The sequence below is a fragment of the Janthinobacterium sp. Mn2066 genome (assembly GCF_049319705.1).
In the GTDB taxonomy this organism is placed as follows: Bacteria; Pseudomonadota; Gammaproteobacteria; order Burkholderiales; family Burkholderiaceae_D; genus Janthinobacterium.
Genome location: NZ_JBMOUF010000005.1, coordinates 18,113 through 44,484, shown reverse-complemented (window position 1 = coordinate 44,484; position 26,372 = coordinate 18,113). Strand labels below are relative to the sequence as shown.

Annotated in this window: 25 protein-coding genes; 3 read left to right on the top strand and 22 right to left on the bottom strand. The window is 62.1% G+C overall.

Annotated features, from left to right (window positions below; all coding sequences use genetic code 11):
• Positions 1-22: 22 nt before the first annotated feature.
• The 7 genes from ACL9RI_RS10760 to ACL9RI_RS10730 all read right to left on the bottom strand — a co-directional run bounded on the left by ACL9RI_RS10760 (position 23) and on the right by ACL9RI_RS10730 (position 8,007).
• Entirely contained in the window at positions 23-3,172 is a 3,150-nt protein-coding gene (locus ACL9RI_RS10760; RefSeq protein WP_422726562.1) for an efflux RND transporter permease subunit, read from the bottom strand.
• Positions 3,169-4,752 (bottom strand): efflux RND transporter periplasmic adaptor subunit, encoded by a 1,584-nt coding sequence (locus tag ACL9RI_RS10755; RefSeq protein ID WP_422726561.1) that lies wholly within the window; start codon positions 4,750-4,752, stop codon positions 3,169-3,171. Before ACL9RI_RS10755 ends, ACL9RI_RS10760 begins: the two co-directional genes overlap by 4 nt.
• On the bottom strand, positions 4,749-5,987 hold the full coding sequence (locus ACL9RI_RS10750; protein ID WP_422726560.1) for a TolC family protein: 1,239 nt from the start codon (positions 5,985-5,987) through the stop codon (positions 4,749-4,751). The genes ACL9RI_RS10755 and ACL9RI_RS10750 overlap by 4 nt, the downstream gene beginning before the upstream one ends.
• Before the next feature lie 126 nt (positions 5,988-6,113).
• Complete coding sequence (locus ACL9RI_RS10745; protein WP_183679291.1) at positions 6,114-6,512, bottom strand: hypothetical protein; 399 nt, start codon at positions 6,510-6,512, stop codon at positions 6,114-6,116.
• Positions 6,513-6,593: 81 nt separating this feature from the next.
• Positions 6,594-6,968: a nuclear transport factor 2 family protein gene (locus ACL9RI_RS10740; RefSeq protein ID WP_422726559.1), complete on the bottom strand. Its 375-nt coding sequence runs from the start codon at positions 6,966-6,968 to the stop codon at positions 6,594-6,596.
• Between the two features lie 51 nt (positions 6,969-7,019).
• Positions 7,020-7,238, bottom strand: a complete 219-nt coding sequence (locus tag ACL9RI_RS10735; RefSeq protein WP_422726558.1) for a tautomerase family protein — start codon at positions 7,236-7,238, stop codon at positions 7,020-7,022.
• A 28-nt stretch (positions 7,239-7,266) separates the two neighbouring features.
• Positions 7,267-8,007 (bottom strand): SDR family NAD(P)-dependent oxidoreductase, encoded by a 741-nt coding sequence (locus ACL9RI_RS10730; protein ID WP_422726557.1) that lies wholly within the window; start codon positions 8,005-8,007, stop codon positions 7,267-7,269.
• A gap of 153 nt (positions 8,008-8,160) precedes the next feature.
• Between ACL9RI_RS10730 and ACL9RI_RS10725 the strand changes: the two genes are divergently transcribed.
• Positions 8,161-9,078: a LysR family transcriptional regulator gene (locus tag ACL9RI_RS10725; RefSeq protein ID WP_422726556.1), complete on the top strand. Its 918-nt coding sequence runs from the start codon at positions 8,161-8,163 to the stop codon at positions 9,076-9,078.
• On the opposite strand, the gene ACL9RI_RS10720 is transcribed toward ACL9RI_RS10725, so the two are convergent.
• The 3 genes from ACL9RI_RS10720 to ACL9RI_RS10710 form a co-directional block, all read right to left on the bottom strand.
• A complete protein-coding gene (locus ACL9RI_RS10720; RefSeq protein WP_422726555.1) occupies positions 9,079-9,969 on the bottom strand; it encodes an SDR family oxidoreductase in 891 nt (296 codons plus the stop codon).
• 128 nt (positions 9,970-10,097) lie between these two features.
• Positions 10,098-10,700 carry a TetR/AcrR family transcriptional regulator gene (locus tag ACL9RI_RS10715; protein ID WP_422726554.1) on the bottom strand — a complete coding sequence of 201 codons (603 nt, stop codon included), beginning with the start codon at positions 10,698-10,700 and terminating at the stop codon, positions 10,098-10,100.
• Entirely contained in the window at positions 10,697-11,644 is a 948-nt protein-coding gene (locus ACL9RI_RS10710; RefSeq protein ID WP_422726553.1) for an ornithine cyclodeaminase family protein, read from the bottom strand. Before ACL9RI_RS10710 ends, ACL9RI_RS10715 begins: the two co-directional genes overlap by 4 nt.
• A 114-nt stretch (positions 11,645-11,758) precedes the next feature.
• Here ACL9RI_RS10710 and ACL9RI_RS10705 point away from each other — a divergent pair, with 114 nt between their 5' ends.
• Positions 11,759-12,859 carry an acyl-CoA dehydrogenase gene (locus ACL9RI_RS10705; RefSeq protein ID WP_422726552.1) on the top strand — a complete coding sequence of 367 codons (1,101 nt, stop codon included), beginning with the start codon at positions 11,759-11,761 and terminating at the stop codon, positions 12,857-12,859.
• Here ACL9RI_RS10705 and ACL9RI_RS10700 read toward each other — a convergent pair.
• From ACL9RI_RS10700 to ACL9RI_RS10650, 11 genes are all read right to left on the bottom strand, one after another.
• Entirely contained in the window at positions 12,856-15,291 is a 2,436-nt protein-coding gene (locus ACL9RI_RS10700; protein ID WP_422726551.1) for a TonB-dependent siderophore receptor, read from the bottom strand. The two genes, ACL9RI_RS10705 and ACL9RI_RS10700, sit on opposite strands and share 4 nt — an antisense overlap.
• Before the next feature lie 81 nt (positions 15,292-15,372).
• Positions 15,373-16,332 carry a siderophore ABC transporter substrate-binding protein gene (locus ACL9RI_RS10695; RefSeq protein ID WP_422726550.1) on the bottom strand — a complete coding sequence of 320 codons (960 nt, stop codon included), beginning with the start codon at positions 16,330-16,332 and terminating at the stop codon, positions 15,373-15,375.
• Positions 16,329-17,105 carry an ABC transporter ATP-binding protein gene (locus tag ACL9RI_RS10690; protein ID WP_422726549.1) on the bottom strand — a complete coding sequence of 259 codons (777 nt, stop codon included), beginning with the start codon at positions 17,103-17,105 and terminating at the stop codon, positions 16,329-16,331. The genes ACL9RI_RS10695 and ACL9RI_RS10690 overlap by 4 nt, the downstream gene beginning before the upstream one ends.
• Positions 17,102-18,076 (bottom strand): iron chelate uptake ABC transporter family permease subunit, encoded by a 975-nt coding sequence (locus ACL9RI_RS10685; RefSeq protein WP_422726898.1) that lies wholly within the window; start codon positions 18,074-18,076, stop codon positions 17,102-17,104. The genes ACL9RI_RS10690 and ACL9RI_RS10685 overlap by 4 nt, the downstream gene beginning before the upstream one ends.
• A complete protein-coding gene (locus ACL9RI_RS10680; RefSeq protein WP_422726548.1) occupies positions 18,076-19,032 on the bottom strand; it encodes an ABC transporter permease in 957 nt (318 codons plus the stop codon). The genes ACL9RI_RS10685 and ACL9RI_RS10680 overlap by 1 nt, the downstream gene beginning before the upstream one ends.
• Positions 19,029-20,783, bottom strand: coding sequence for an ABC transporter ATP-binding protein (locus ACL9RI_RS10675; RefSeq protein ID WP_422726547.1), 1,755 nt, complete (start codon positions 20,781-20,783; stop codon positions 19,029-19,031). The genes ACL9RI_RS10680 and ACL9RI_RS10675 overlap by 4 nt, the downstream gene beginning before the upstream one ends.
• Complete coding sequence (locus ACL9RI_RS10670) at positions 20,777-22,528, bottom strand: ABC transporter ATP-binding protein (protein ID WP_422726546.1); 1,752 nt, start codon at positions 22,526-22,528, stop codon at positions 20,777-20,779. Before ACL9RI_RS10670 ends, ACL9RI_RS10675 begins: the two co-directional genes overlap by 7 nt.
• A gap of 74 nt (positions 22,529-22,602) precedes the next feature.
• Complete coding sequence (locus ACL9RI_RS10665; protein ID WP_422726545.1) at positions 22,603-23,574, bottom strand: FecR domain-containing protein; 972 nt, start codon at positions 23,572-23,574, stop codon at positions 22,603-22,605.
• Positions 23,571-24,089, bottom strand: a complete 519-nt coding sequence (locus ACL9RI_RS10660) for a sigma-70 family RNA polymerase sigma factor (protein ID WP_422726544.1) — start codon at positions 24,087-24,089, stop codon at positions 23,571-23,573. Before ACL9RI_RS10660 ends, ACL9RI_RS10665 begins: the two co-directional genes overlap by 4 nt.
• 110 nt (positions 24,090-24,199) lie before the next feature.
• Positions 24,200-24,796 (bottom strand): TetR/AcrR family transcriptional regulator, encoded by a 597-nt coding sequence (locus tag ACL9RI_RS10655; protein ID WP_422726543.1) that lies wholly within the window; start codon positions 24,794-24,796, stop codon positions 24,200-24,202.
• A 168-nt stretch (positions 24,797-24,964) separates the two neighbouring features.
• Positions 24,965-25,507 (bottom strand): superoxide dismutase family protein, encoded by a 543-nt coding sequence (locus tag ACL9RI_RS10650; RefSeq protein WP_422726542.1) that lies wholly within the window; start codon positions 25,505-25,507, stop codon positions 24,965-24,967.
• A gap of 296 nt (positions 25,508-25,803) precedes the next feature.
• On the opposite strand from ACL9RI_RS10650, the gene ACL9RI_RS10645 reads away from it, so the two are divergent.
• On the top strand, positions 25,804-25,935 hold the full coding sequence (locus ACL9RI_RS10645) for a hypothetical protein (RefSeq protein ID WP_422726541.1): 132 nt from the start codon (positions 25,804-25,806) through the stop codon (positions 25,933-25,935).
• 14 nt (positions 25,936-25,949) lie between these two features.
• Here ACL9RI_RS10645 and ACL9RI_RS10640 read toward each other — a convergent pair whose 3' ends face one another.
• Entirely contained in the window at positions 25,950-26,177 is a 228-nt protein-coding gene (locus ACL9RI_RS10640) for a toxin-antitoxin system YwqK family antitoxin (RefSeq protein WP_422726540.1), read from the bottom strand.
• Positions 26,178-26,372: the final 195 nt, after the last annotated feature.

Sequence of the window (26,372 nt, the reverse complement as noted above, 5' to 3'; positions counted from 1 at the left end):
CTGTCTTAATTGCACAACATCCTTATACGGGCGCCTGATTGCCCGCCTTCCTGATCGCCCTGCGCCGTATCAGCAAATACACGGCTGGCACGACAAACATCGACAGCAGGGGCGCCGTGATCATGCCGCCCACCATCGGCGCGGCGATGCGCTGCATGATTTCCGAACCGGTGCCCGTGCCCAGCATCACCGGCACCAGGCCGGCGATCATCACGGCCACCGTCATCGCCTTGGGACGCACGCGCAGCACGGCGCCTTCGCGTATGGCGTCCAGCAAGTCGGCCTCGCCCTGCTTGCCGCTGGCCAATCGCGCATCCCAGGCATGCTTGAGGTAAAGCAGCATGATCACGCCAAATTCGGCCGACACCCCGGCCAGCGCAATAAAGCCCACCCCGCTGGCCACCGACAGGTGGAAGTCCAGCGCCCACAGCAGCCAGATGCCGCCCGCCAGCGCAAATGGCAAGGTGCCCATGATCAGCACGGCTTCATCGATGCGCTTGAAGGTCAGGTACAGCAGCACGAAAATCGTCAGCAAAGTGGCTGGCACCACCACTTTCAGGCGCGCCGTCGCCCGTTCCAGGTATTCGAACTGGCCCGACCAGGAGACGGAATAACCGGCCGGCAGCGTGACTTCGCGGTTGACCACTTGCTGCATCTCCTGCACGGCCGAACTGAGGTCGCGGCCATGGATATCGACATACACCCAGCCCGACAGGCGCGCATTTTCGCTTTTCAGCATGGGCGGGCCATCGTCGATGCGGATGGTGGTCACGTCGCCCAGGCGTATCTGCGCGCCGCGTTCCGTCAGCACAGGCAATTCGCGCAGCTTTTCAACCGAATCGCGCACTTCGCGCGGGTAGCGCACATTGATGGGGAAGCGCTGCAAGCCTTCCACGGTCTCGCCGATATTGTCGCCGCCGATGGCGCTGGCGACGATGCTTTGCACGTCGGCGATATTCATGCCATAACGGGCCGCCGCATCGCGGTCGATCTTGATATCGACGTAGCGCCCGCCATTCAGGCGTTCGGCCAGCGCGGACGACACGCCGGGTACTTTCTTGACGGCATGTTCAATCTGCGCCGTGATGCGGTCGATTTGCTGCAAGTCCACGCCCGCCACCTTGATGCCCACCGGACTTTTGATACCGGTGGCCAGCATGTCGATGCGGTTGCGAATCGGCGGCACCCAGATATTCGACAGTCCCGGCACTTTCACCACGCGGTCCAGCTCGGCCACCAGCTTGTCGGTGGTCATGCCCGGACGCCACTGGTCGCGCGGCTTGAACTGTATGGTGGTCTCGAACATTTCCATCGGCGCCGGGTCGGTGGCCGATTCCGCCCTGCCCGCCTTGCCGAACACGCTTTCCACTTCCGGCACCGTCTTGATCAAGCGGTCCGTCTGCTGCAGCAATTCAGACACCTTGCCCGTGGCGATGCCAGGCAAGGCCGAGGGCATGTACAGCAGATCGCCTTCATCGAGCGGCGGCATGAATTCACCGCCCAGGCGCGCCAGCGGCCAGAAGGTCGCCGCCACGATCAGGCCAGCGGCCAGCAAGGTGATTTTCGGCCGGCGCAGCACCACTTCCAGCAGCGGGCGGTAAATGGCAGTCAGCCAGCGGTTGATCGGATTCTTGTGCTCGGGCGGAATATGGCCACGGATCAGATAGCCCATCAACACGGGAATCAGGGTGGCCGCCATGCCGGCCGCCGCCGCCATCGAGTACGTCTTGGTCAGCGCCAGCGGGGCGAACAGCCGCCCTTCCTGCGCTTCCAGGGTAAATACGGGAATAAACGACAGGACAATGATCAGCAGTGAAAAGAACAGCGCCGGGCCCACTTCCACGGCCGCGTCGCCGATGACTTTCCAGTGCGCTTCCCCCTGCAACTTCTGGCCCGGATGGGCTTCCAGCCATGCCTCGATATGTTTATGCGCGTTTTCGATCATCACCACGGCCGCGTCGACCATGGCCCCGATGGCAATCGCGATGCCGCCCAAGGACATGATGTTGGCATTGACGCCCTGGTAATACATGACGATGTAGGCGATCAAAATACCCAGCGGCAAGGAAACGATGGCCACCAGCGCCGAACGCAAATGCAGCAGGAAAATCGCGCACACCACGGCGACAACGATGAATTCCTCGATCAGTTTATGCTGCAGATTGTCCACCGCGCGGTTGATCAGCTTGGAACGGTCGTAGACGGGCACGATTTCCACGCCCGGCGGCAAGCTTTGCTTGAGCGTCGCCAGCTTGGCCTTGACAGCATCGATGGTCGCCAGGGCATTCTTGCCCGAGCGCATGATGATTACGCCACCGGCCACTTCGCCCTCGCCATTCAATTCAGCCACGCCGCGCCGCATTTCCGGCCCCAGCTGGATACGGGCCACATCGCCCAGGCGCACGGACACGCCGGCCGCCGTCGTCATCAACGGTATCTTGCGGAAATCATCGAGCGATTGCAGATAACCGGAAGCGCGCACCATGTATTCCGCTTCGCCCAGTTCCAGCACGGAACCGCCGGTTTCCTGGTTGGCTTTTTGCACGGCCTCGATCACCTTGCCATGCGTAATGCCATAGCCGCGCAATTTGTCCGGGTCCAGCACGATCTGATACTGGCGCACCATGCCGCCGATGCTGGCCACTTCCGACACGTTCGGCACGGCTTTCAGCTCGTATTTCAAAAACCAGTCCTGGTAGGCGCGCAATTGCGACAGGTCCATCTTGCCGCTGCGGTCGACCAGCGCATATTCATACACCCAGCCCACGCCGGTGGCGTCCGGCCCCAGCGCCGTCTTGGCTTGCGCGGGCAGGCGCGACTGCACCTGGTTCAGGTATTCCAGCACGCGCGAACGGGCCCAGTACGGGTCCGTGCCATCTTCGAACAACACGTACACAAACGAGTCGCCAAAGAAGGAATAACCGCGCACGGTCTTGGCGCCCGGCACCGACAACATGGTGGTGGTCAACGGGTAAGTGACCTGGTTTTCCACGATTTGCGGCGCCTGCCCCGCATAGGTGGTACGGATAATCACTTGCACATCGGACAGGTCGGGTATCGCATCGACCGGCGTGCGGCTCAGGGACCAGATGCCCCAGGCCGCGATAAAGACGGTGGCCAGCAAGACCAGGAAACGGTTGCCTATCGACCAGCGTATCAGTTTGGCGATCATTTGGACGCTCCCGGCATGGCCATCGGCATCTTCATGCCGTCCATGGACGTTGCTTTACTCGCAGCAATCGTGATGATGTCGAAACCGCGTTCGCCCTTCTTGATATCGAAGGCGACTTGCGTGCCCACCTTGATATTGGCCGGCAAGCCCGTGGGGGGCAGCTTGAAACCCATCGTCATCGGCCCCCATTGCAGCGATGCAATCGGGCCATGCGAAATCGTGATGCTGTCCTTGCCGATCTGCTCGACCTTGCCCTCGGCGTGATGGCTGGCCACCGCCGCCGGCGCTGCCGGTTTCATCTGCATGCCATCCATCTTCTGCATGCCGTCCATCTTGTCCATGCCACCCATGCGCGTGACCGTGCCCGTCAGGCTGGCTTCCGAATCGATCAGGAACTGGGCCGAAATCACCACTTGCTGGCCCTCGCTCAAGCCCTTGCGTATTTCCGTCAAGCCATTGCCTTCACTACCCGTTTCCACGTCCACCGGCTTGAACTTGCCGCCCGCCTGCGCCAGCATGACCACGCTGCGCGTGCCCGTCTGGATCACGGCTGCCGATGGCACTTGCAACACATCCGCTCCCCGCTGGGCGCCAAAGGTCACGCTGGCAAACATGCCGGGCAGCAGCTTGCCCCCCGGATTGGCCAGCTCGATGCGGGCCGTGGCCGTGCGCGTGGTCGGATTAACTTCGGGCAGAATGGCACTCACCTTGCCCTTGAAGACGCTGCCCGGCACGGCTTGCGCCTGCGCCTCCACGGCGTCGCCCGGACGCAGCTGGGCCAGCATGTTTTCCGGCACTTCCGCATTCACCCACACGGTAGACAAGCCATTGATGCGGAACAAGGGCGCGCCCATGCCCATCGTCAAGCCCTCACGGGCGCCCAGTTCGGCGATCACGCCGCTGATCGGCGCAACTATCGTCAGCCGCGCCTGCACCTTGCCCGTGCTTTCCACGCCATGGATCTGGCCTTCGCTCATGCCGGCCAGGCGCATGCGCTGGCGCGCGCCATCGACCAGGCCTGCCGTATCGCTGCCCGCCATGGCCCGCGCCGCCAGGAATTCTTCCTGCGCCGCCACCCAGTCCGGCACATACACTTCGGCCAGCGCCTGGCCTTTACGAACGGGGTCGAGCGGCGCGCGCGCATACAGGCGTTCGACAAAACCGCTGCTGCGCGCCTGCACCAGCGCCACGTCGCGGTCATTGAAGGCCACGTTGCCGACGGCGCTGAAACCCGACGCCAGCTTGCCACGCGTCACTGTTGCCGTGCGCACGCCCAGGTTTTGCTCAACCCGGGGGCTTATACTGACATTGACACCGTCATCGTCGCCGCCACTGCTACCTTCCTGCGCATACACGGGCACCAGCTGCATATCCATGAAGGGCGACTTGCCCGGCTTGTCGAAGCGCTGGCCCGGCACCATCGGGTCGTGCCAGTACAAGGGCTTTTTGCCGGCGGGCGCAGTGCTGGCCACGGCCACCACGCTTTTCCGTGCACCCAGTTGATACGCGCCATAGCCGACAGCGGCCAGGGCAATGACAATGGCCGTCAAGGCCAGAGTGATTTTTTGATTGTTATTCATTTGGACTCCTGCCGTGCCAGATTCGTATCGGGGAAAAGAAAATCGAGTTGCGCCCAGAGCTGGGCCGTTTCCATGCTTAATTGCAGCTGTTGCAGGCGTACATCGACGATATTGCGGCGGGCAGCCAGCACGTCGGCCAGGGCAGCCTTGCCGCCCTTGTAGGCAGCCAGCACGGCAGTAGCGCGCTCTTCAGCAGCCGGCACGATCAAAGTTGCGTAGCGCTGGCCACGTTCACGGCCGTTCTTCCAGGCAATCAGCAAGCCTTGCGTGCGGGACACTTGCTCGCGCAATTGTTCATCGCGCTCATCCTTGACCTGCTCGACGGTGGCCAGCTTGGCCGCCAGTTCGCGGTCTTGCCGGTTTTTCTTATCCCACTGCAAGGGCAGCGACAGGCTGACGGAGACCATATTGGAATAGGCAGACCCCCGCTGCTGGAAAGCCACTTCCACGCTCCAGTCCGGGTGCTGGTTGGCTTGCGCCAGCTTCGCATCGGCCTGGGCGATGTCTTGCTGGCGGTTCAGCACGGCGATCTGCGGCTGCTGCGCCAGGGTGGCACTCAAAGCGGAGGTATCGAGACGCAAGGCGTTCAGGTCGGGCATGCCTGCATCGGCCACGTCCCCGCTGGCGCCCGTCCAGCGCGACAGCGCGTTTTTCGCTGTGTCCACATTGCCGGCCAGCTGGCTGCCCCGGTCTTCCAGCGCCAGCAAGGCCGACTTCGCAGCCAGCACGTCGGCCGAGCTGCCACGGCCACCGCGATACGCCGCTTCGGCGGCAGTGATTTCCTGCCGTGCCAGGACGACCTGGCTATCCAGTGCAGCGGCCATCTGCTGCGTGTAATAAACATTGAGCCAGGCAATCGCCGTATCGCGCTGCAGGGACGCCAGGGTGAGGTCTTTCTGCGCCAGCGCCTTGTCGGCTTCACGCTCCTGGCGCGCAGAGCGCCATTGCAGCTTGTCGGCACGCGTCAATTCCTGCGAAATGCCGACTTTCCTCATGGTCATGAAGTCATTGCCCAGGCTAAAGCGGTCATTGCCGCTGACAGGCAAGTTCTCGATGCCGGCCGTCAGCATCGGATCGGGCCGCTGGCCGGCCGCCACCGCCATTTCGCGGGCGGCGGTGCTGGCCTGGCCATCGGCGTCAAGCTGATGCGAGCGGGCGGCGGCTTGCTGCAGCGCCTCGCCAAAAGAAACGGCTGGTTCAGCCTGTACGCCATAAGCGGCAAGCATGCACGCCATGGCAAGCGCGGTCTTCCTCAGAAGACGCGCGCAAGAAGGGGATATCATAAAAAATCTCCAGAAAACGATAGATAGCATCGTCTTGCCGCGATGGCCAAAACGAGGGCGAACTAGGCTTTCTGAAGATCAGATGCGGAAACAGCAGTTGCGGATGGCAATCGGGGGCGCGACAGGCCGCGCCAGGGCAATATAGGGTGGCGGGTCAACCGGCTGCAGCACGGGCAAGTCAAAGATCGCCAGGCTGACCATCATCAGCACAGGCACGAACGCGGGATGGGCCACGGCGGGCGGCTTGTCCAGCGATTGCTTGGCGGCATCGCCCTGCACATAGACGTGGCACAGGGTCGATTGATCACTATCCATGCCGGTGCAACCAGGCATGTCGGGCATCGCCTTCATCACCAGGGTATTGCTGCCCATCGGCACACCGGGACACAGATAGGCCGCCACCGCATGCTGCATGAACAGCACGCTGAGGATGGCGACCAGGGCCGTGAATAATCGGAATGTCCGGCTAAGCTTCATTTGCGCTATGGATAAGGGATCGAACTTTTATCAACTGAAGCTCACTATAAACCTTACCACAAGGAGAAGGTCAAGGCATTTTTACGTGGTTTTTTCTTGCACTGAACCGTGACTGAACGTTTTATTGACGATCAGCCACTGCCCGTACACGCGGCGCAACGTCAGGTAGACATAATAATCGAATCCCAGCATCGGCGAATGCAACTTGACGCTGGCGATATTAGCTTGCCTGTCCAGCGCGAGCAGCTTCATCCGATAAGGTTCGCCCAGCTCGCTTGGGCTCTTGCGCGCAGCCACGCCGGCCAGATAGGCGCTGGCCGTTTTATGATACAGCTGGCCATCGATATCGCCATACACTTGCGCGTCGATATCAAACAGCTCGGCCAGGGCCGCCACGTCGCCGCGATACACGCCGTCAAAATACGCGTGGACGGTTTGCTCTATGCTCTCTTGCATGCTGCCTCCTCTTGAAGGGAAGACCTGACAGCGCCCTCCCCTACGCCGAACTTATTTTTGTTTCTCCAGTGCCTGGCGCGCGCGCAAGGTGGTGGTGGTTTCCCGGTTGACACCCCAGTTATCGGTCTCGACCTCATCGATCACGACAAAAGTGGTGGACGGATGCTTGTTGAGCACGCGCTGCAACAGGTCGCTGGTCCCTTCGATCAAGGCCAGCTTTTGCTCGGCCGTGACGCCTTCCTTGGTGACGCGAATATTTACGTATGGCATGACAGTTACTCCAGAATATAAAAATTGATTACCAGGTGCCGGCCGTCGAGCCGCCATCGACGACCATCACGGTGCCGCTGGTGAAGCGTGAATCGGTCAGGTACAGGATGGCGTTGACGATGTCTTGCGTGCTGCCCGTCACGCCGCTGGGCGACAGGGTTTGCAGGAAAGCCCTGGTGCCGGCGTCGTCCGGGTGCAAGGGCGTGTCGATAATGCCGGGCGCCACCGCATTGACGCGCACATTGGACGCCGCCAGTTCCAGCGCCAGCCCCCGCGTGGCGTGGTTCAGGCCGCCCTTGATCAATATCGGCAGCAGCGCCGGTACCTTGGCGTTCGGCTGCATCGCCAGGCTGGCCGTGATGGTGACGATATGGCCCTGCTGGTTGGCGCTCATGTGACGGGCCGCCTGCTGCGATGGATAGAAAAAGCCCAGCAGATTGGTGCTGACGATGGCCGCCACGTCTTCCTGCGTGTAGTCGCTGACGGGCCTGGCGATAAAGATGCCCGCATTGTTGATCAGGATATCGACCTTGCCGAAGGCGGCAATCGCCTGTTCGAACAGGGCGGCGGCGGTAGCCGGCAAGGCGATATCGCCGGCCACCGGCAAGAAGTTCGCTGGATTGCCCAGTTTGGCTGCTGCGCTTTCCAGCCGCGCCAGGGTGCGCGCATTGCCCACCACGTTGTAGCCGCGCTCCAGGTAAGCCTTGGCGACGGCAAAGCCGATGCCGCTCGATGCGCCGGTAACGATGACGGTTTTCTTGATTTCCATATTGCTGCTCCAATGCGACGTTAAGTGGATGCCAGCACGGTGTCGGCTGGGATGGAGCTCACTATACTTATGCCATTCATGTTGATAAATGCATGCAATAGAAGAACACTTGATCTATCATGTAATTTATAGAGGATGCTGGAGAGAGCAGACATGAAGCGCAATTTCGAGGAAATGCAGCTGGGCAGTATCGAACTGTTTTGCCTGGCCGCCGAGCTGAGCAGCTTTACGGAAGCGGCCAATATCGCAGGCGTCACACCAGCCGCCGTCAGCCGCTCGATTGCCAGGATGGAAGAACGGCTGGGCGTGCGCCTGTTCGTGCGCACCACGCGGCAAATCCGCCTGACCGATGGCGGACGGCGCTATTACGAGCAATGCCACGAAGCGCTGCTGCAACTGCAGGAAGCCGAACGCGAAGTGACGGGCGGCCAGGCGGCGCCTGTCGGCCCCTTGCGCATCAGCGCGCCCACGCCCTATTCCCACTACCGGCTGCTGCCGCTGCTGTCGCAATTCCGCCAGCGTTATCCCGAGGTGACGTTCGACGTGCACGTCAGCAACCGCAATATTGATTTCGCCGCCGAAAGCTACGACATCGCCATCCGTGGCCGCACGCCGGCCGATTCCACCTTGATCGCGCGCAAGCTGGAAGACGCGGAACTGGTGCTGGTGGCGTCCCCCGCCTACCTGCAGCGGGCCGGTGCGCCCGCCTCGCTGGACGAGCTGCACCAGCACGATTGCATCCAGTTCGACCTGCCCAGCACGGGGCGCAAGATCGCCTGGCTATTCCAGGAAAACGGCAAGCCGGTGGAAATCGAGACCAGCGGCGGCTACACCTGCTCGGAAGACGTGCTGGGCATCGTGACCCTGGCGCGCAGCGGCGCGGGCCTGACGCAAACCTACCGTTTTATCGTGGAGCGCGAGCTGGCCGATGGTTCGCTGGTGGAATTGCTGCCCCAGCATGGCGGCCGTTCACGCCCCTTCTTCCTGCTGTTCCCCCACGCGCGCCACCTGCCGCTGCGCCTGCGCACCTTTGTCGATTTCCTGACCGAAAAGCTGATTACGCAAGCCTGATTAATCGATGGATAACTGCTGCAGGTCGCCGATCAGGCCCGGCCCTTGCGGCAACCAGCCCAGCAATGCCTGCGTTCTGGCGCCGGAAGCTGGCATGTCGAGGGTGGCGAATTTGGCCAGCCAGCCAAAGTGGGCAGCCGTCTCTTCGTGAGGAATCGCAACAGCGGGCAGGCCCAGGCGATGGGCGATCACTTCGGCGATCTGACGCAAAGTCACGCCCTCTTCCGCCACAGCATGGTAGACGCTGCCCGGCTGCCGTTTTTCCAGCGCCAGCCTGTACAGCCGGGCCACATCGCCCACCTGCGCCGCCGGCCAGCGATACTGCCCGTCACCAACGAAAGCCGAGACGCCCTTGTCACGGCCCAGCTTGACCAGGTCGCTGATCAGGCCCTGCTTGCGGCGGTCATGCACCTGCGACAAACGCACCACCGACACATTGCCGCTGCCTGCAGCCACGGCAAGCGCCGCTTCTTCCGAGGCGGCACGCGGCAATACGGTGCAACTTTTCGGCCGGTCATCTTCTGTGGCGGGCAAACCCGGCGCCGCCTGCGCCACGGCGATGGCGGAGGTGACGATCAAGGGACGCCCGGTGCCTGCCAGCATGGCGCCCATGGCGGCGATCACTTGCCGGTCTTCCTCGCAACTGGCGAGAAACCGCGAAAAATCATGGTTGAAAGCCGTATGGATGACTGCGTCAGACTCCGCCACGGCGCGGTGCACGCTGGCCAGATCATTCAAGTCGCCGCGCTGCACCTGCGCGCCGGCAGCGGCCAAGGCCTGGGCGCTGGCCTCCGAGCGGGCCAGGCCCAGTACCTGATGGCCCGCCTGGAGCAATTCAGCCACGACCGCCGAGCCGATAAAACCGCTCGCACCGGTGACGAAAATACGCATGATGTTTTCTCCTGTCTCAATCTGGAACAGACATTATGCTAGCTGGCAAAGGGGCTGGAAACTCGCATTCCGGCAAGGCTGGAACGGCGCTTGCCTGCAGGCTTGCACTGATTGCTACCTGGGATTGCTCACATTCCCAGGTAGCCGGACAGCGTGCGATGTATCCTGTTTGTCAATCCCTCACGGTCGGCTTCTCCCCGCTCGCCCGCCGCATTGACCATCGCACGCACGATGGCCATGATGTCGTCGCTGGCGATTTCAATATCAGCCTGTGGCAAGAACCCTTCATACTCCAGCAGTTGCCGTATCAAATCATGCATCGCCTCGCGGAAAGGCTGCAACTCCCTCACCATGGCCGGACGGCCCATTTCCAGGTCAAGCAGGCGCGCCAGTACGGGCCGCTGCAATTGCTGATGAACGGAAGCCTTGATCAACTGTGCCAGGGCAGCCGGCCCCGATGCCTGCTGCAGCGCAGCTTGCGCATCGGCCAGGAAGGCGGCGCGCTCGCGCTGGCACAAGGCAACGATCAAGGCATCCTTGCCTGGAAAGTATTGATACAGCGAGCCGATGCTGACACCCGCGCGCCGCGCCACCAGATTGGTCGTGAAGCCCGCGATGCCCTGCGTTTCCAGCACCAGCGCTGCCGCCTCCAGCAAGGTGGCAACGGTATGCCCGGCCCGCGATTGCTGCGGCGTCTTGCGTGGCTTGACGGCCAGCGTCTTTTTAGTCAACTGGCCACCCCTGCCAACACCAGTTGCGCCGCCAGCAAGTCGCTGAGCGCCGTGCCGACGGCCTTGAAGACGGTGATTTCTACGGCGCTGCGGCGGCCGGATATGCCATTGCGGCACAGATCCTTCAGCTCACCGGCGATGGCGTCGGCGCGGAACACCCCTTCGGCAATCGGGATCAATATCTCGCCCGCCTCGCGCAGCACATTGTCCAGGCTATCGACATGCACCGTGCTATTGACGATCAGCGCGCTGTCGCACTCGCGCCGGTCCGGGCTGTGATTGCCCAGCAGGTCCACGTGGCAGCCGGCAGCGATCCACGCGCCCTGCAGCAGCGGCGTGGCGGCGCCGGTGGCGCTGACGATGATGTCGGCGTCACCCGCATGCGACGCAATATCGGCGATGCCAATAAATTCCACGCCGGGATGGGCACGCTGCAAACGCGCTTGCAAGGCGGCCGCCTTGCCGGCGTCGCGGCCCCACAGCCATACCCGTTTGATGTCGCGCACGGCCAGATGGGCCGCCACCAGGAACGGCGCCAGCCGGCCCGTGCCCAGTAATAACAAAGTCGACGATTCGGGGCGCGACAGATGGCGCGCAGCCAGCGCCGAGACGGCTGCCGTGCGCCAGTACGTAATCGAGGTGCCATCGACCAGCGCCAGCGGCACGCCATGCTGGCGGTCGAACAGCAATATCTTCGAATACAGCGAGGCAAAACCGGCCGCTTCATTGTCGGGAAAATAGGTGAAAGCTTTCACGCCGATCAAGCTATCGTTCCACGCCGGCAGCAGCGCAAAGCCATCGTGCGATGCTGCATCCGCACCGGCCAGCTGAAACACCTGGCGCGGCGGCATGCCGTAATCGCCGCGAAAGCCTGTTTCCAGCGCATCGATCAGCGCAGGAAACGCCAGCGCCTGGTCCACCTGCCCCGCCTCGATTATTTTCATGCTCTCCCCTGGACTGTTGATCAAGCTGCAAGATAGCCCTATCATGCCATGCCGGAGACACAAGTAGCCCGTGCTGTGCGAAAATTCCCGCCTTTGCCATCGAATTGAAGTTCCATGATCCAGTCCGCCAGTGCTCCCCTCTCCACCCGCGACACGCAGCGCATCGCCAGTCATGCGGCGCTGGCCGACGCGGCCCGCTTCCTGCATCCCGTGCATCAGGCCTTGCTGCACCGGCGCGGCTGGCTCACCATGCTGGCGCCGCAGGCCAGCGGCGGCGCGGAATTGCCACTACCCCAAGTGGTGCGCCTGGAAGAAGCGGTAGCCGCCATCGATGGCAGCCTGGGCTGGGTGCTGACGCTGTGCGCGGGCGCCGGCTGGTTTGCGGGATTTCTGGCGCCGGAACTGGCGCGCGAGATTATCGGTACACGCCGCGTCTGCCTGGGCGGCAGCGGCGCCCCCACCGGTTTTGCCGATGAAGATGGCGATGGCTACCGCATCAGCGGCCGCTGGGACTACGCCAGCGGCGCACCGATGGCCACGCACTTTACCTTGAACGCCGTGCTGCGGCGCCATGGCCAGCCGCTGCTGGACGAACATGGCGGACCGCGCATCCGCGCCTTCCTGGTGCCGGCCGCACAGGTACAGCTGATCCCGTCCTGGAACAGCCTTGGCATGCGCGCCAGCGCTTCGCACAGCTACCGCATCGAAGATGCCTGGGTCAGCCAAGCACACGGTTTTACCATCAAGGCCGAGGCTGCCACGGCAGCCGGTCCTCTGTACCGCTACCCGTTTTATTCGCTGGCCTACGTCACCCTGGCCGCCAATGTGGCCGGCATGGCCAGCCATTTCATGCAGCTGGCACAGGAATGCATCAGGCACCGCCGCCATGCGGGCCAGGATTTGCCGCTGATCGAGGTGCCGGCAGTGGCAGCCCTGCTGCAGACCAGACAGCAAGCTTTTACTGCCGGCCGCAGCCACTTTTACACCGTGCTGGACAATAGCTGGGCCAAAGTGGCGGGTGGTGAGGCGCTGACGGCCGACGATATGGCCCAGGTACAAGGCAGCTCGCTGGCGCTGACAGCCGTTTCGCGCGCGGCCGTCAATGAACTGTACCCCTTGTGCGGCTTGTATGCGGCCCGTGAAGACAGCGTCATCAACCGCGTCTGGCGCGACTTCCACACGGCCAGCCAGCATCCCTTGCTATCGCCCGTTTAAAAGTCCATCGTGGCCGAAATTTGTACCGTGCGCGGTGCGCCCAGGCCCAGGCTGGTCAATTGCGGCATGGCCCAATACGCCTTGTTGCTGACGTTCGTGATATTGGCCCGCAGCGTCAGCGGCTGGCTAGAGATAGTCGTCGCATAGCGCCCGCCCAGGTCAAATACCGTGCGGCCCGGCACCCACAAGGTATTGCCGGCATTGATGTATTGTTTCGATGCGGTGGTCGCATTGGCGCTCAAGGTCAGGCCCGGCACCGTGGGCGCATCCCACTCGGCGCCCAGCTTGGCTTGCAGTTTGGGTACGCCCGTGGCTTGCTTGCCCTGGTTGACAGCACCCGCCGTCTGCGTCAGCCTGGGGTCGACATAAGCCACGCCGCCCATCAGCCGCACCGCGGACATAGGCGTGCCAAAGAAGCTCCACTCGACGCCACGGTTGCGCTGCTCGCCGCCGACGGAAAATACGTTCGTGACCGGATCGATATAGCTGCTGGGGCGCTTGATTTCATACAGGCTGGCCGTGTGGGCAAAGTCACCGAGGTCGAATTTCAGGCCCACTTCCTTTTGCCTGGTTTTAAAAGGTGGAAACACTTCGCCCGCATTGGCGGCCGTCATCGGCGCCGTGCTGCCCTGGCTCAAGCCTTCGATGTAATTGCCGTACACAGACAATTGCGGCGTCAGCTTGAACAGCAAGGCGGTGGCCGGCGAAGTGGCACTTTGCTCGTAGCGGGCCGTGCGCGCGCCGGTGGCCACATTGAAGGTATCGCTGACGACATCCTGGCGGCGCACACCCACCGTCCATTGCAGCTTGTCTTGCATAAAGGAAAGCGTATCGGCCAGGCCAACGCTGGCCAGGCGCAATTCCGCGCGCGAGATTTGCGGCGCGTTAAACGTGCTGGCCGGGCCCCAGACGGGGTTGTACAGATTGGTGATCCAGTCCTTGGCCAGCACATTGCGGCGGCCATACTGTTTATCGGTATGGTTGTAATGGGTGGCGTTCACGGCCCACTGGTGGCCGATATCGCCGGTGCGAAACTTGCCCTTGAAACCGATCTCGGCCGACCTGCGGTCCACTTCAAAGGCCAGGTCGGCCAGGTTGGTGCGGTAATCGCCAGCCGTATTGAAGACCTGGATCAGGTAGGCGCCCGTAGAGTGGTAATCGGTCTGGCTGGCGCCCATGGCCACATAGGCCATCACTGACTCGTTCAAGTCCAGTTCGCCGCGCAGCATGACGCCCTTGTCCCTGGTGTCGTAAAAAGCCCAGCTGGGATTGAGCAAGGTATCGGGTTTCGGCAGCCTGGGCACGCCGATGCCAGGCGCCAGGTTGATGCCCCGGTTTAAGCCATCGGTGCGGTCGTCGCTTTGATACAGATCAGCCGACACGCGCGCGCCATCGCCGCGCCAGTCCAGGCCCAGCGAGGCCAGCTGGGTTTCCTTTTTCTGATGGTCGACCGAGCCATTGCCATTGCGGTAGACGCCATTGAAGCGCGCACCGAACTGTTTGTTATCGCCGAAACGCCGGCCGATATCCACATGGCCGCCCCATTGCGAGTCGGACAGATAACTGAGGGCGGCGCGCGTCAACGGCTCGTCGCCCGCCCGCTTGGGCACCAGGTTGACGCTGCCGCCCACCGAGCCGCCTGGCGGCATGCCATTGAGCAAGGCCGACGGCCCTTTCAATACTTCGATGCGCTCAAACATTTCGGGCGAGGTGCGGTAATACGGAGAAATGCCGAACAAGCCGTTCACCGTCACATCGCTGATGCTGGAACTGAAACCGCGAATGGAAAAGTTTTCATTGATGGTGCCCGTCATGCCCGTGCTGAACACGGTCGGATCGACAGCCGAGATCACGTCCGTGATGTCGCGCGCCTGCCGGTCTTCGATAAACCGTTCGGTATAGCTGACGGTATTGAATGGCGTTTCCATGAAGTCCTTGCTACCCAGCAAGCCAACCCGGCCGCCAGTCGCTACGTGGCCACCCGCATACGCTTGCGTTGCCCCGCCCTGCTGCGCCTGCACCGTTACGCCCGGCATCACCACTTCACCCTGTTGCGACAAGCGGCTGACCGTATAACTGCCATTGGCTTGCTGCACCGCATGCAAGGGATGGCCGCGCAGCAGCTCGGCAAATCCCTCGCGCACGCTGTAGCTGCCCGACAAGCCCTTGCTGCTTTTACCTTGCAGCAAGGCGGTATCGACCGTCAACTCGATCCCGGCCGTGGTGGCGAAGCTGTTTAAAACCTGACCCAGCGGACCGGCCGGCAGGTTGAAGTTGTTCCTGGCTTCTGTCGTCTGAACACTAGCCTGTGACTGGGCCAGCGCAGGCACGGTGCTGGCGGGCAGGGCAAGCCCCAGCACGACGGCGCGCACGGCAGCAGCCGGGCGGCTCAAGGTCGGATTGAAAGGTGCAGACTGAAAACGGTGTTGCATGCTCGATTCCTTTTTTATGATGTGGTTTGCTCTTATCTAGTCTCCCGAACGAGATGGCAAAACCCTCAATCAGAATTGAATTTATTGGTAAGCTTTCAGCACGTCATCAATCACCAGATTCAGCGAACCCACGCTGGCGGCCGTGATATACCAGGCGTCGGCATCGGCAAAGACCACCTTGCCGTTCTTCCAGGCCTTGGTCTGGCGCAACAGCGGGTTACTCATGCGTTCGGCATCCATCACGGGACGGTGTTCCATCACGGCCGTGCGGTCGACGATATAAATGATGTCCGGGTCGGCTTGCTGGATGAATTCGCTCGATATCGGCTGGCCATGCAAGCCCGCTTCCACGGCGGTACTGGCCGGCTTGACGCCCAGCGCATCGAACACGAAGCCATAGCGCGATTTCAGACCAAACGCGCTGAAGGCGCCATTGTTGTGCAACACGATCAGGGCCTTTTCCGGACGGCTTACGATCACGCTGCGCGCCTCGGCCACCCTGGCATCGAGTTCTGCCGCCTTCTGGCGGGCCAGCTCGTCCTTGCCGAAGATGTGCCCCAACGTCAGCAAATGCTGCTTGACGACATCGATATGCCCGCTGCGGCTGTCGCGGTAATCGACGTCGAAATGCAGGGTGGGCGCGATTTCACTGAGCTCCTTGTAGTGATTCGCTTGCAAGGAAGTGATCAGGATCAAGTCCGGCTTGAGGGCGTGCACGCGCTCCAGGTTGGGCTGCACGATGGCGCCCAGGTCTTGCACTTGCGCATCATCCTTGTATTTGCCCAGGAAATGCGGCACATAATCCTTGACCGTGCCCGCCACGGGTATGCCCAACTGGTCGAGGAAATCGACTTCATTCATATCGAGTGCCGCCACCCGCTGGGGCTGCCGTGTGATCACCGTATCGCCCAGCTTATGGGTGACGGTAATCGGTGCGTAGGCGGACTGGGAAGCCACGGCAGCAGGTTCTGTCTTGCTGCAGGCTTGCAATGCCGTCAGCGCCAGGCTCAAAGCGGCCAGTTTGAATAAAGTGCGGGTCATGCCAGTTCTCCTGATGGGTTGAAATAGTTACAAAGACAGCCACGCTCACTGCGCACGATGTCGAAATCCAGTTCGTACAGCGCTTGCAGGCGCGCTTGCGTCACCACCTCGTCCACCGGGCCGCTGAAGGCCAGCCGGCCCTCTTTCATGGCGACGATATGGTCCGAGTAATTGGCGGCGAAGTTGATGTCATGCACGACTAAAATCACGGTGCGGCCCTGCTCGTCGCACAGGCGGCGCAGCGCGCGCATGATCTGCACGGCATGTTTCATGTCCAGGTTATTTAACGGTTCATCGAGCAGCAGCAACTGCGTTTGCTGGGCGATGGTCATGCCCAGGAAAGCCATTTGCCGCTGGCCGCCGCTCAGCTCATCAATGTAGGCATGGCGCAGCTTGTCCAGCGATAAAAAGGCAATCGCGTCATCGATGGCTTGCCGGTCTTGCGGCGTCAGGGTGCCCCGGCTGTAGGGAAAGCGCCCGAAAGCCACCAGTTCCTCGACGGTGAGGCGCAGGTTGAAGTCGGGCGACTGGCGCAAGGTGGCGACCAGGCGCGCATAGTCGGCCGTACGCATGCCGGCAATCGCCTGGCCTTCCAGCAGGATCTCGCCATGGCTCGGTTCCAGTAAGCGTGCAATCAGCATCAGCAAGGTGGACTTGCCCGCACCGTTCGGGCCGATCAGGGAAGTAACCTGCCCCTTGGGAAATTGCACATGGACCTCGGACAGCACGTGCTTGCTGCCATAACTTTTATGGATATTTTTGACAGTAATCATGCTCTACCCTGCTTGCGCACCATGAGTGCGAGGAAATAAGCGCCGCACACCAGGTTGACGAGGATGCTGACGGTGGTCTTGTAATTGAAAACGTGCTCGACCAGCAGTTGGGCGGCGATAAAGATGGCGATGGCAATCGCGCAGCCCAGCGGCAAGGTGATGCGGTGCCGCACGCTGCCGGCCAGCGCATAGGTGATGTTGGCCACAAAGATGCCCATGAAGGCGGTCGGCCCCAGCAGGCTGGTCGAGACAGCCACCAGCAGCGCGATCAGGGCCAGGTAACACTGCACATAGCGCCGGTAAGACACGCCCAGCGAGATAGCCTGCTCGCGGCCCAGGGACAAGACATCCAGCACCGGCAAGGTTTTCCAGCCGGCCAGGCAGGCGCCAGCCACCAGCAGACCCGAATACAGCAGTTGCACGGGTTGCGCCCGGTTGAACGAGGTATAGCTATAACCTTGCAGGATGGAAAACTCGCCGGGACTGATGCGCAGCTGGACGAATTGGGTAAAGGTGGCGATCACCATGCTGAGCACCAGTCCCAGCAACAAAAGGAAATACACATTGTTCTTGCCGTCGCGTAAAAGCCAGCGGTGGATGGCCCAGGAATAAGCCAGCATGAAGGCGATGGACAGGAAGAAGTTATTGATCTGGCTCACCACCACCAGCGCCTGCGTGCCCACGGCCAGGATCAGCAGCGATTGCAGCAGCAGATACACGGCTTCATAGCCCATCACGGCCGGCGTCAATAGCCGGTTGCCGGCGATGGTCTGGAACAGGATGGACGAAAACGCCACGCACACGCCGCCGGTCACGATAGCGGCCAGGCGCGCCAGCCGCTTGGGGATCACGTAATCGAAATCGAAGCCGGACGACCAGAACACAAAGGTGGCCGCCAGAGTCAGCAGGATCAGCAGGACCAGCAGAACCAGCAAAGGCGGCCAGATGGCCGGCCGTGGAGAGAGGCGCATCATTTGTTTTTCCAGATCAGCAAGGCCAGGAATAGCAAGCCGCCCGCGCCGCCCGCCGTCAAGCCGATCGGCACTTCGAACGGGTAGATCAGCAAGCGGCCCGCGATATCGCAGGCCAGCAGCAGCGCAGCGCCGCACAGGGCCACGATGGGCAAGCTGCGGCGCAGGTTTTCGCCGTAATGCATGGCCACCAGATTGGGCACCACCAGGCCCACAAAGGGAATCGCCCCCACCGTGATCACGGTAGCCGAGACGGTGACGGCCACCAGCATCAGCCCCAGCGCCGCCGTCGCGCCATAGTTCAGGCCCAGGCTGGTGGCCATGCCCTCGCCCATGCCCAGCACGCTGAAACGCTGCGCGTACAGGTAAGTGAGCGCCACGATGGGCAGGATCAGGTAAATGATTTCGTAGTGTCCCTGCACGATGCGCGAAAAATCGCCCAGCAGCCAGCCCTGCATGTTTTGCAGGATGTTGTTGCGGTAGGCGTAAAACTCGGCAATCGCGCTCAGCACGCTGCCATACATCAGGCCCACCACGGGGACCAGCACCGTGTTCTTGAACCGGATGCGGCGGATGATGGCCACATACAGCACGCTGGCGGCAAAGCAGAAGGTCAATGCAAACAGCATCTTGCCGACCACCCCCACGCCCGTCAGCAACGTCAGAGATATCAACATGCCCAGCTTGGCCGCATCGAGGCCACCCGAAGTGGCTGGTTCGACGAATTTATTACGCACGATTTGCTGCAGGATCACGCCACAGACCGACAAGCCCACGCCCGTCAGCACCAGCGCGGCCAGCCGCGGCAGCCGGCTGGCGGTGAGGGTCAGCCAGGCATCGCCGGAACCGGCCAGCAGTTGCGTCCACGACAGCTGTTTGGCGCCCACCAGCAAGGAGGCGCCGCACAGCAACACGAATCCGGTCAACAGCAAGCGCAGGGGGACGGACTGCCTCAAGGCGCGGCCCCGTGCTGCGGCGGTGCCGATGCAATCGTCCAGCCCTTGGCCGCCTGGCGCTGGGCCAGGAATTGCGCGTAGCGGCCCCCACTCGCGCTTAATTGCGCGGGCCTGCCCTGTTCGCTGACCTGGCCGCCATCGAGCACCACGATCTGGTCGGCCATGGCCACCGTTGATAACTGATGCGCGATAACGATCACCGTGCGCTTGCCGCGCAGGCGGGCCAGTGCTGCGGCGATGGCCGCCTGGTTTTCGGCGTCCAGCGCAGCCGTCGCTTCATCGACCAGCAGGATGGGCGCATCCTTGATCAGGGCGCGCGCGATGGCGATGCGCTGGCGTTCGCCGCCGGACAGGCGCACGCCGCCCTCGCCCACGGCCGTCGCCAGGCCCTCGGGCAAGCGGGCGATGATCTCGGCTACGCCAGCCTGGGTTGCCGCTGCCAGTACTTCGGCCTCGCTGGCATCGGGCTTGCCGATGCGGATATTGTCGGCAATGCTGCCCTGGAACAGATAACTGTCCTGGAAAATCTGGCTGATCTGGCCAGCCAGCTGTTCGCTGGACATGTCACGCACATCGACGCCGCCCACGCGCACGCTGCCCGCATCGACATCAAAGAAACGGGCGATCAGGCGCAGCACCGTACTCTTGCCCGAGCCGGAAGCGCCCACCAGCGCCGTCATGCTGCCGGGAGCCACGCGCAAGCTGAGACCGCGCAGCACTTCGGCCTGATCTGCCGCATAACGCATGCGCACATCGATCAATTCGACCGAGCCATCGCGGGGTGGCTGCGGCGCTGCCGCTTGCGGCAAAGGCTGGACGGCCAGGATCTCGCGCACGGCATCGAGCTGCCCGCGTGCGCCGCGCAGCACTTCGCCATACGCGGCCACGTCGAGCAGCGGATCGATGAAGCGGATCACCAGCAGCAGCGCCACGATCACGGCAATGACGCTGTCCGTATCCATTTGCAGCCATAGCGCGCCAGCCACCAGCAAGGCGCCAAAGATGGCTTGCACCACCCAGGCATTGAACACGGCCGACAGGGACGACAGTACAATCAAACGGCCACCTGCCTGGCGCTGGTCAGTGATGGCTTGCTCCAGCAAACGCGTGCCGCCGCCATCGCCGCCAAAAGCGCGCAGCACCGATTGCGCTTGCGCGAATTCCACCATGCGCGCGCTGCTGGCGGCGAAGTGGCGGTGATAGGCGTCGTCGGCGCGCTGGCCCAGGCGGGCCGTCAGCAACAAGGCCCCCGCCAGCACCGGCAGCGACAGCAAGGCGAGCAAGCCCAGGCTACAGTGCAGGGCAAACAAGGCCAGCACGATCACCAGCGGCGTGACGGCGCCGCTGATCACGGGCGTCAGCACATGCGCGGGCAGCTGCGCCACCTGCATCATGCCCTGCGTGACGAGGTGGCTTAATCTGGCCGTGTTCTCTGGCGTGAACCAGCCCACCGGTAAACCGGCCACCTGCACGCCGATGCGCTGACGCCCTGCTTGCAGCACGGTGACACCGACCCGCACGCCCGCCCTTTCCAGCATGCGGCGCCAGGCCCAGCAAACCACCATGCCGGCCAGCAGCACAGCCAGCCACCCGCCAGCGGCCTGCACCTCGCCAGCCAGCAAGTGACTGAGCACGGGCACCAGCACGGTCATCGTCAGCCCGGACAGCACACCATAGCTTATCGCCATCGAGGCGTAGCGGCGGAACACGGGGGCGTCGTCTCCCAGTAACTGAATAAAGGTTTTCAGCATGGTGCAGCCTCCAGCGTTGCTTGATCAGCGCCCAACTTCCACAGCCGCGCATAGCGGCCGTTCATCGCCAGCAGCTCGGCATGGCGGCCTTGTTCGGCTATCGCGCCGTTTTCCAGCACGATGATGTGGTCTGCATGCATGATGGTGTCCAGGCGGTGGGCGATCACCAGCAGGCTGCGGCCTTGCGCAAAGCGCGACAGCGCCTGCTGGATCAGCACTTCGTTTTCAGCGTCCGCCGCCGCGGTGGCTTCATCGAGCACCAGCACGGAAGGCGCCAGCAGCACGGCACGGGCGATGCTCACGCGCTGCTGCTCGCCGCCAGACAATTGACCATCTTCGCCAACCACCGAGTCGTAACCGCGCGGCAGGGCCAGGATGCGTTCGTGGATGTTGGCCGCGCGCGCAGCGTCTTCGATTTCCTGCATGCTGGCCGTGGGCCGGCCCAGCGCGATGTTCTCGCGCACGCTGGCGTGTATCAGCCGCACTTCCTGCAGCACGAAACCGATGGCGCGGTACAGTTCCGAGGTGGCGATCTGGCGCAGGTCGATACCGCCCAGGGTGATGCGCCCTTGCGTGGGATCGAAGAAGCGCAGCAGCAGCCGCGCCAGGGTGGACTTGCCCGAACCGGAAGCGCCGACGATGGCCGTCACGGTACCCGGCTTGAGCGTCAAACTGATATTTGACAACACCGGATGCTGCCCGTCATAGCTGTAAGACAGATTCTCGACGCAGATTTCGCTATTGGCAGGTGACTGGCCTGATTCTGGCTGTGCCAGCACGGGCGTTTGCAGCAAGGCCTGCACGCGCTGCGCGGCGGCCGTGGCATTGTTCAAGTCATGCGTCAGGTAATGCAAGAGCAGCAGCGGCGCGGATATGCCGGGCGCCGCCAGCGCGAACGGCAGCACGTCCACGGGCGCCATCCACCCCAGGCCGACGGACACCGTGCCAGCTACCAGCACCACCCCCAGCACGGCGACCGGCGCGATCATCGCGTTGGCATTGGCCATGGACGACACCAGGGGACGCGTAAAACCGTCAAAGGCATGGGCGAACGCATCGACCGCCTCGCGGTAGCCTGTATGTGCGCGGCCCGTGGCGCCAAAGGCTTTGACGACGGGGATACCGTTGACGAATTCGATCACGGCATTGTTGATGCGCCCCAGGCCAGCGACAAATTCCTGCATATTGCCGGCACTGGCCTTGATGGCGCGGCGGAAGAACAGGAAAAAGCCGGGAAATGGCACAATCGCGATCAGGGCCAGGCGCCAGTCCATGGCGAACAGGTAGACCAGTGCAACGGCGATCACGCCAGCGGCGCGCGCCGTGGTCGTAAAAAAGTGCGCGGTGAGGCTGTGCAAGGTGTTGATATCATCCTGCATCGCCTGCTTGACTTCGCCCGATGCGCGGCTGGTGAACCAGCCCAGCGGCACCTGCGCCAGCCGGCGCGTGATTTGCAGGCGCAGATGGTGGGTGATGTGATTGTCGGCCAGGTGGGCGAGCATCTCGCCGGCTGACACCAGCAGCATGCCGGCCAGCAGGCTGGCCATGCTGATGCCGACGATAGTCCACAATGCATCCGGCACTGCGTGGGTGCTACCCATGGCGGCCCTGGCAATTTCAGCGATGCCGGCCAGCGGCACCAGGGTCAGCATGCTGCCCACGGCGGACAGCAAACACGCAACAAACAGCCGCCCGCGGATGGGCCGCAAGACCTGCGCGATCGGACTCGCTTCACTGCTACTCATACCAACTCCCGGAAATTAATAAGCTCTTGCTTATCTCCCGAACGAGATCGCAAAACCCTCAATCGATTGCCGGATTATTTTGTAGCAGGAGCGGCCGCCGTCACCGTCACCCAGTAACGGGTGCGCGATACCACATCTACCGGCAGCACGCGCGTCAGGTTATGCAGCGCCCTATCCGTGTCACGCACGGAAAAAACGCCATTGACTTTCAGGTGCGCGATTGCCGGGTCGCAGCGCAGCAAGCCTGGCCGGTAGCGGGCCAGTTCCGCAAGCAGCGCATCGAGACGCATGCCGTCCGCCACCAGCAAGCCGCGGCTCCAGGCAGCGGCGCTGTCCGTCACGCTGGCCGGCGCTTGCACCGCGTTGGTGCTGAAAGTCGCACCCTGCCCCGCGTTGACACGCACGGCCATGTCCACGCCATGCGCGGGCCGCACCTCGACGGCGCCTTCGAACACGGCGACCTGTGAGCTATCGGCCTGCTGGCGCACGGTAAAACGCGTGCCCAGCGCCTGCACGGTGCCGTGGCGGTCCCGCACGCGCAGGGGGCGATAAGTGGTTGCGGGATCGGGCGCGCTGGTGACGAGGATTTCGCCGGTCCGCAGCACGATCAGGCGTTCATGATCATTGAAACGTACGTCGATGGCCGAGGAGGAAGACAGTACCACCGTGCTGCCATCGGCCAGGACGATGCTGCGGATTTCACCGGTGGCCGTGCTGTGGCCAGCCATGGCCAGTTGCCAGCGCTCGCTGCCGCCCAGCAGATAGGCGGCGCCACCTGCCGTGATGGCCAGGCCTAGCAGTTGAAATGCGCGCCGGCGCGCCAGGAAGGTGGCGGGAGCCGGCTCGCGCAAGACGTGGCGAGCCACCTCGCGCGGCGCGCTGGACAGTTTATCGTCGAACGATTGCAGCCGGCGCCAGGCCAGTTCGTGGTCAGGATGTTCGGCGCGCCAGCGTTCGCAGGCGGCGCGGTCTGCCTCGCTGGCGTCATCGGCCCACAGCCGCACCATCCATTCGGACGCGCGCTGGACGATGGCAGGACTGATCAACGCCCCGTCCCGTGCCAGGCGTGGTAACACGCCTGCAGGCCGGCGGCCAGGTATTTTTCAACGGACGACACCGATACCTTCAGTTCGGCGGCGATGTCGCGATAGCTCATGCCATCGAGCTTGCATAGCAGCAGCGCCTGGCGCGCCTTGGCCGGCAGGCTGTGTAATACCGCATCGATTTCGACCAGCGCTTCCACCGCCAGCGCACGCGTTTCCTCGGAGGGCGCAAACGCTTCCGGCAGCATGGCCAGCGCATCCAGGTAAGCGGCCTCGATCTGGCGGCGGCGGTACAAGTCGATCACCAGGCCGTTGGCGATCTGGGTCAGGTGGCGGCGCGACTCATCGACGGGCGGGACGCGCCCCGTTTTCATCAGGTGCAGATAGACGTCGTGCGCCAGATCAGCTGCGTCGAAGGCATTGCCCAGCTTACGGCGCAGCAAGCCACGCAGCCAACCGTGATGATCTACGTATAAGGTGTTGACTTGTTGCTGTAGCGCGAATTCGGCGGTGCCCACGATATCCTTCCTGTGCCCGATGGCCGGCAGGCGATGGGCAATGATTTTAAATGCGAATGATAATTATTTGCATTGTATAAGATTCATGAAACGGGTGCAATCAGGTTCCCTTACCGCGGCTGCATGGCCAGTGCGCCGATAATCAGCGCATGCATGCCCAGGTCAAACTCGGCCTCGAGCTCTTCATCGTCCTCTTCCCTCGCTTCATCTGCCACCGCATAGACGGTATCGGCCAGGGCGATGCAGTGGAAGGCCACCGTCGACAGCAGCCAGCGGGCACGGTCGATAGATATGCCGTACAGGTGCGCCACTTCAGCCTGATGCGCGGCGATGCTGGCCAGCATGGCGGGCGTGGCCACTTTCCTGCGGATGAGGTAAGGCGCCAGGCCAGGAAAGGCTTTGACAAGTTCGCGCAGGGACGCGCTGAAACGCAGCAGGAAGTGTTCCAGGTCATCATTGCCGGTATCGGGGAGCTGCCAGCGCGTAAAAATTGCTTCAGCCACCAGCAGCTTGAGCGCTGCCAGGTTCGCCACATGCTTGTACAAGGCCATATGGCTGACGCCTAGCAAGGCGGCCACGCCGACAAACGTCATCCTGGGCAAGCCCATGACCATACCGGCATCGGCGATACGTTCACGCGTGATGGTGGGAGGACGGCCGGGCCGCGAATGGCCGGGGCCGGGTGCAAGTGTTGCGGTATTCGTCATGGAGATGCCGTGGCGGCGGTGGCTTTATCTGTGCTGGACAATTAGTTTAGCATCATGAAACTAATTGCTCCAGCCTGAAGACACAATACCTGGCAACGCCCCTGCCATGGCCGCTCACTCCACAACATTGCTGACGGCATGCATGGACGCCGCCAGCACTGCCTGGATTTACTTCAGCGCGATCACGCCACAAGCCACGCGGCCGCCGGAATTGCCGGTCGGCTGGGTGCGGAAATCATCCTCGCCCGCGTGCACGATCAGGCCACGGCCGATAATGCTGTTCGCGGCGCCCTTGTCCAGCGAAATCTGGCTCACAGGAAACGATGTTTTCAATTCTGCCATGCCATTCATATCCGCTTCCAGATTACCGAAGTCGCCGACATGGTGCGGACCGCTGGCCGGATTGCCATGCTGGGTTCCGGTCGGATTAAAATGCCCGCCCGCGCTCAAGCCATCTGGCGAGCTGCAATCGCCCTTCTCATGGATATGAAAGCCATGCCGGCCCGGCGACAGGCCCGCGATACTGGCAGTCACCCATACCTGGCCGCCCTTCTGCTCAAAACGGACGCTGCCGCTGGTTTCACTGTCGCGCGTAGGCTTCAAGACTGCATTGGCAACCAGGTCGCCCGGCGTACTGACAGACGGCGTACTGGCGCAACCCGCGATGGCGACAGCCGCGGCACTCAAAAGTATCAGCGAAATATATTTCATGTAAAGTTCTCCCGAAAAGGTGGCTAAGATGTCTCATATAGATTTTATTGATATGTCTAGCATGACTGACCATATGCAAAAACCTTCCAGGCGCAGCCATGGCCTAATGATCTCACCTTTTCGGTTCTCGAATAATGAAGGATTTTTAATCGCGCGCCCATCTTCGATGGCGACGATGCCGGCATGCCTGACGACACTCTTGTCACTCGGTAAATGGCGGCGTGCCATGTCAGGCGGTATTGTTTTCTGGCAAACGAAGAAGAAAAGCTTGTGCCAATTTTCGCCATTCAATCGACATGATCGATTATCAACTTGATAGCGAGATAGAAACATGCGGTGCTGACGCCGGAGATAAACAGGGCCACAACGTTCTTGCAGGACTGCCAGTTTCTGTTGTTGGCATTGCCAAGGCCGGAAACCTGCACTGACAAGGAAAACATGGTCAACCTCGCATGTCTGACCTGCCGCCATGCACGACACCCGCTGCATTCAGCATCTGCATCGCGGCATCGGCCTTCTCGCTGGCCAAGCCGGTTTCCTGGATGTATACGCCACCGTTATCCCAGTACTTCCACTCCCCTACCTCGACACCATGCTCATAATGTCCTTCGGCGGCAAATTTTCCGTCAGGATAATAATCACGCCAAAGCCCTTGCTCTTTGCCATTCACATAATTTCCCTCGGAAATGACTTGACCGTTCTGATGGTATTCGCAAAAAAAACATCACGTATCCAGCGGCTGCCATCTTCAGCAACTATGCGGGCATATCGGAATTTCACTTCATCGGTATCGTACAAGATCTGCGCGATATTCAATTCCGCACTCATGCTTTCCCTATTTAATGTTGCCGTATAAAATCATTGC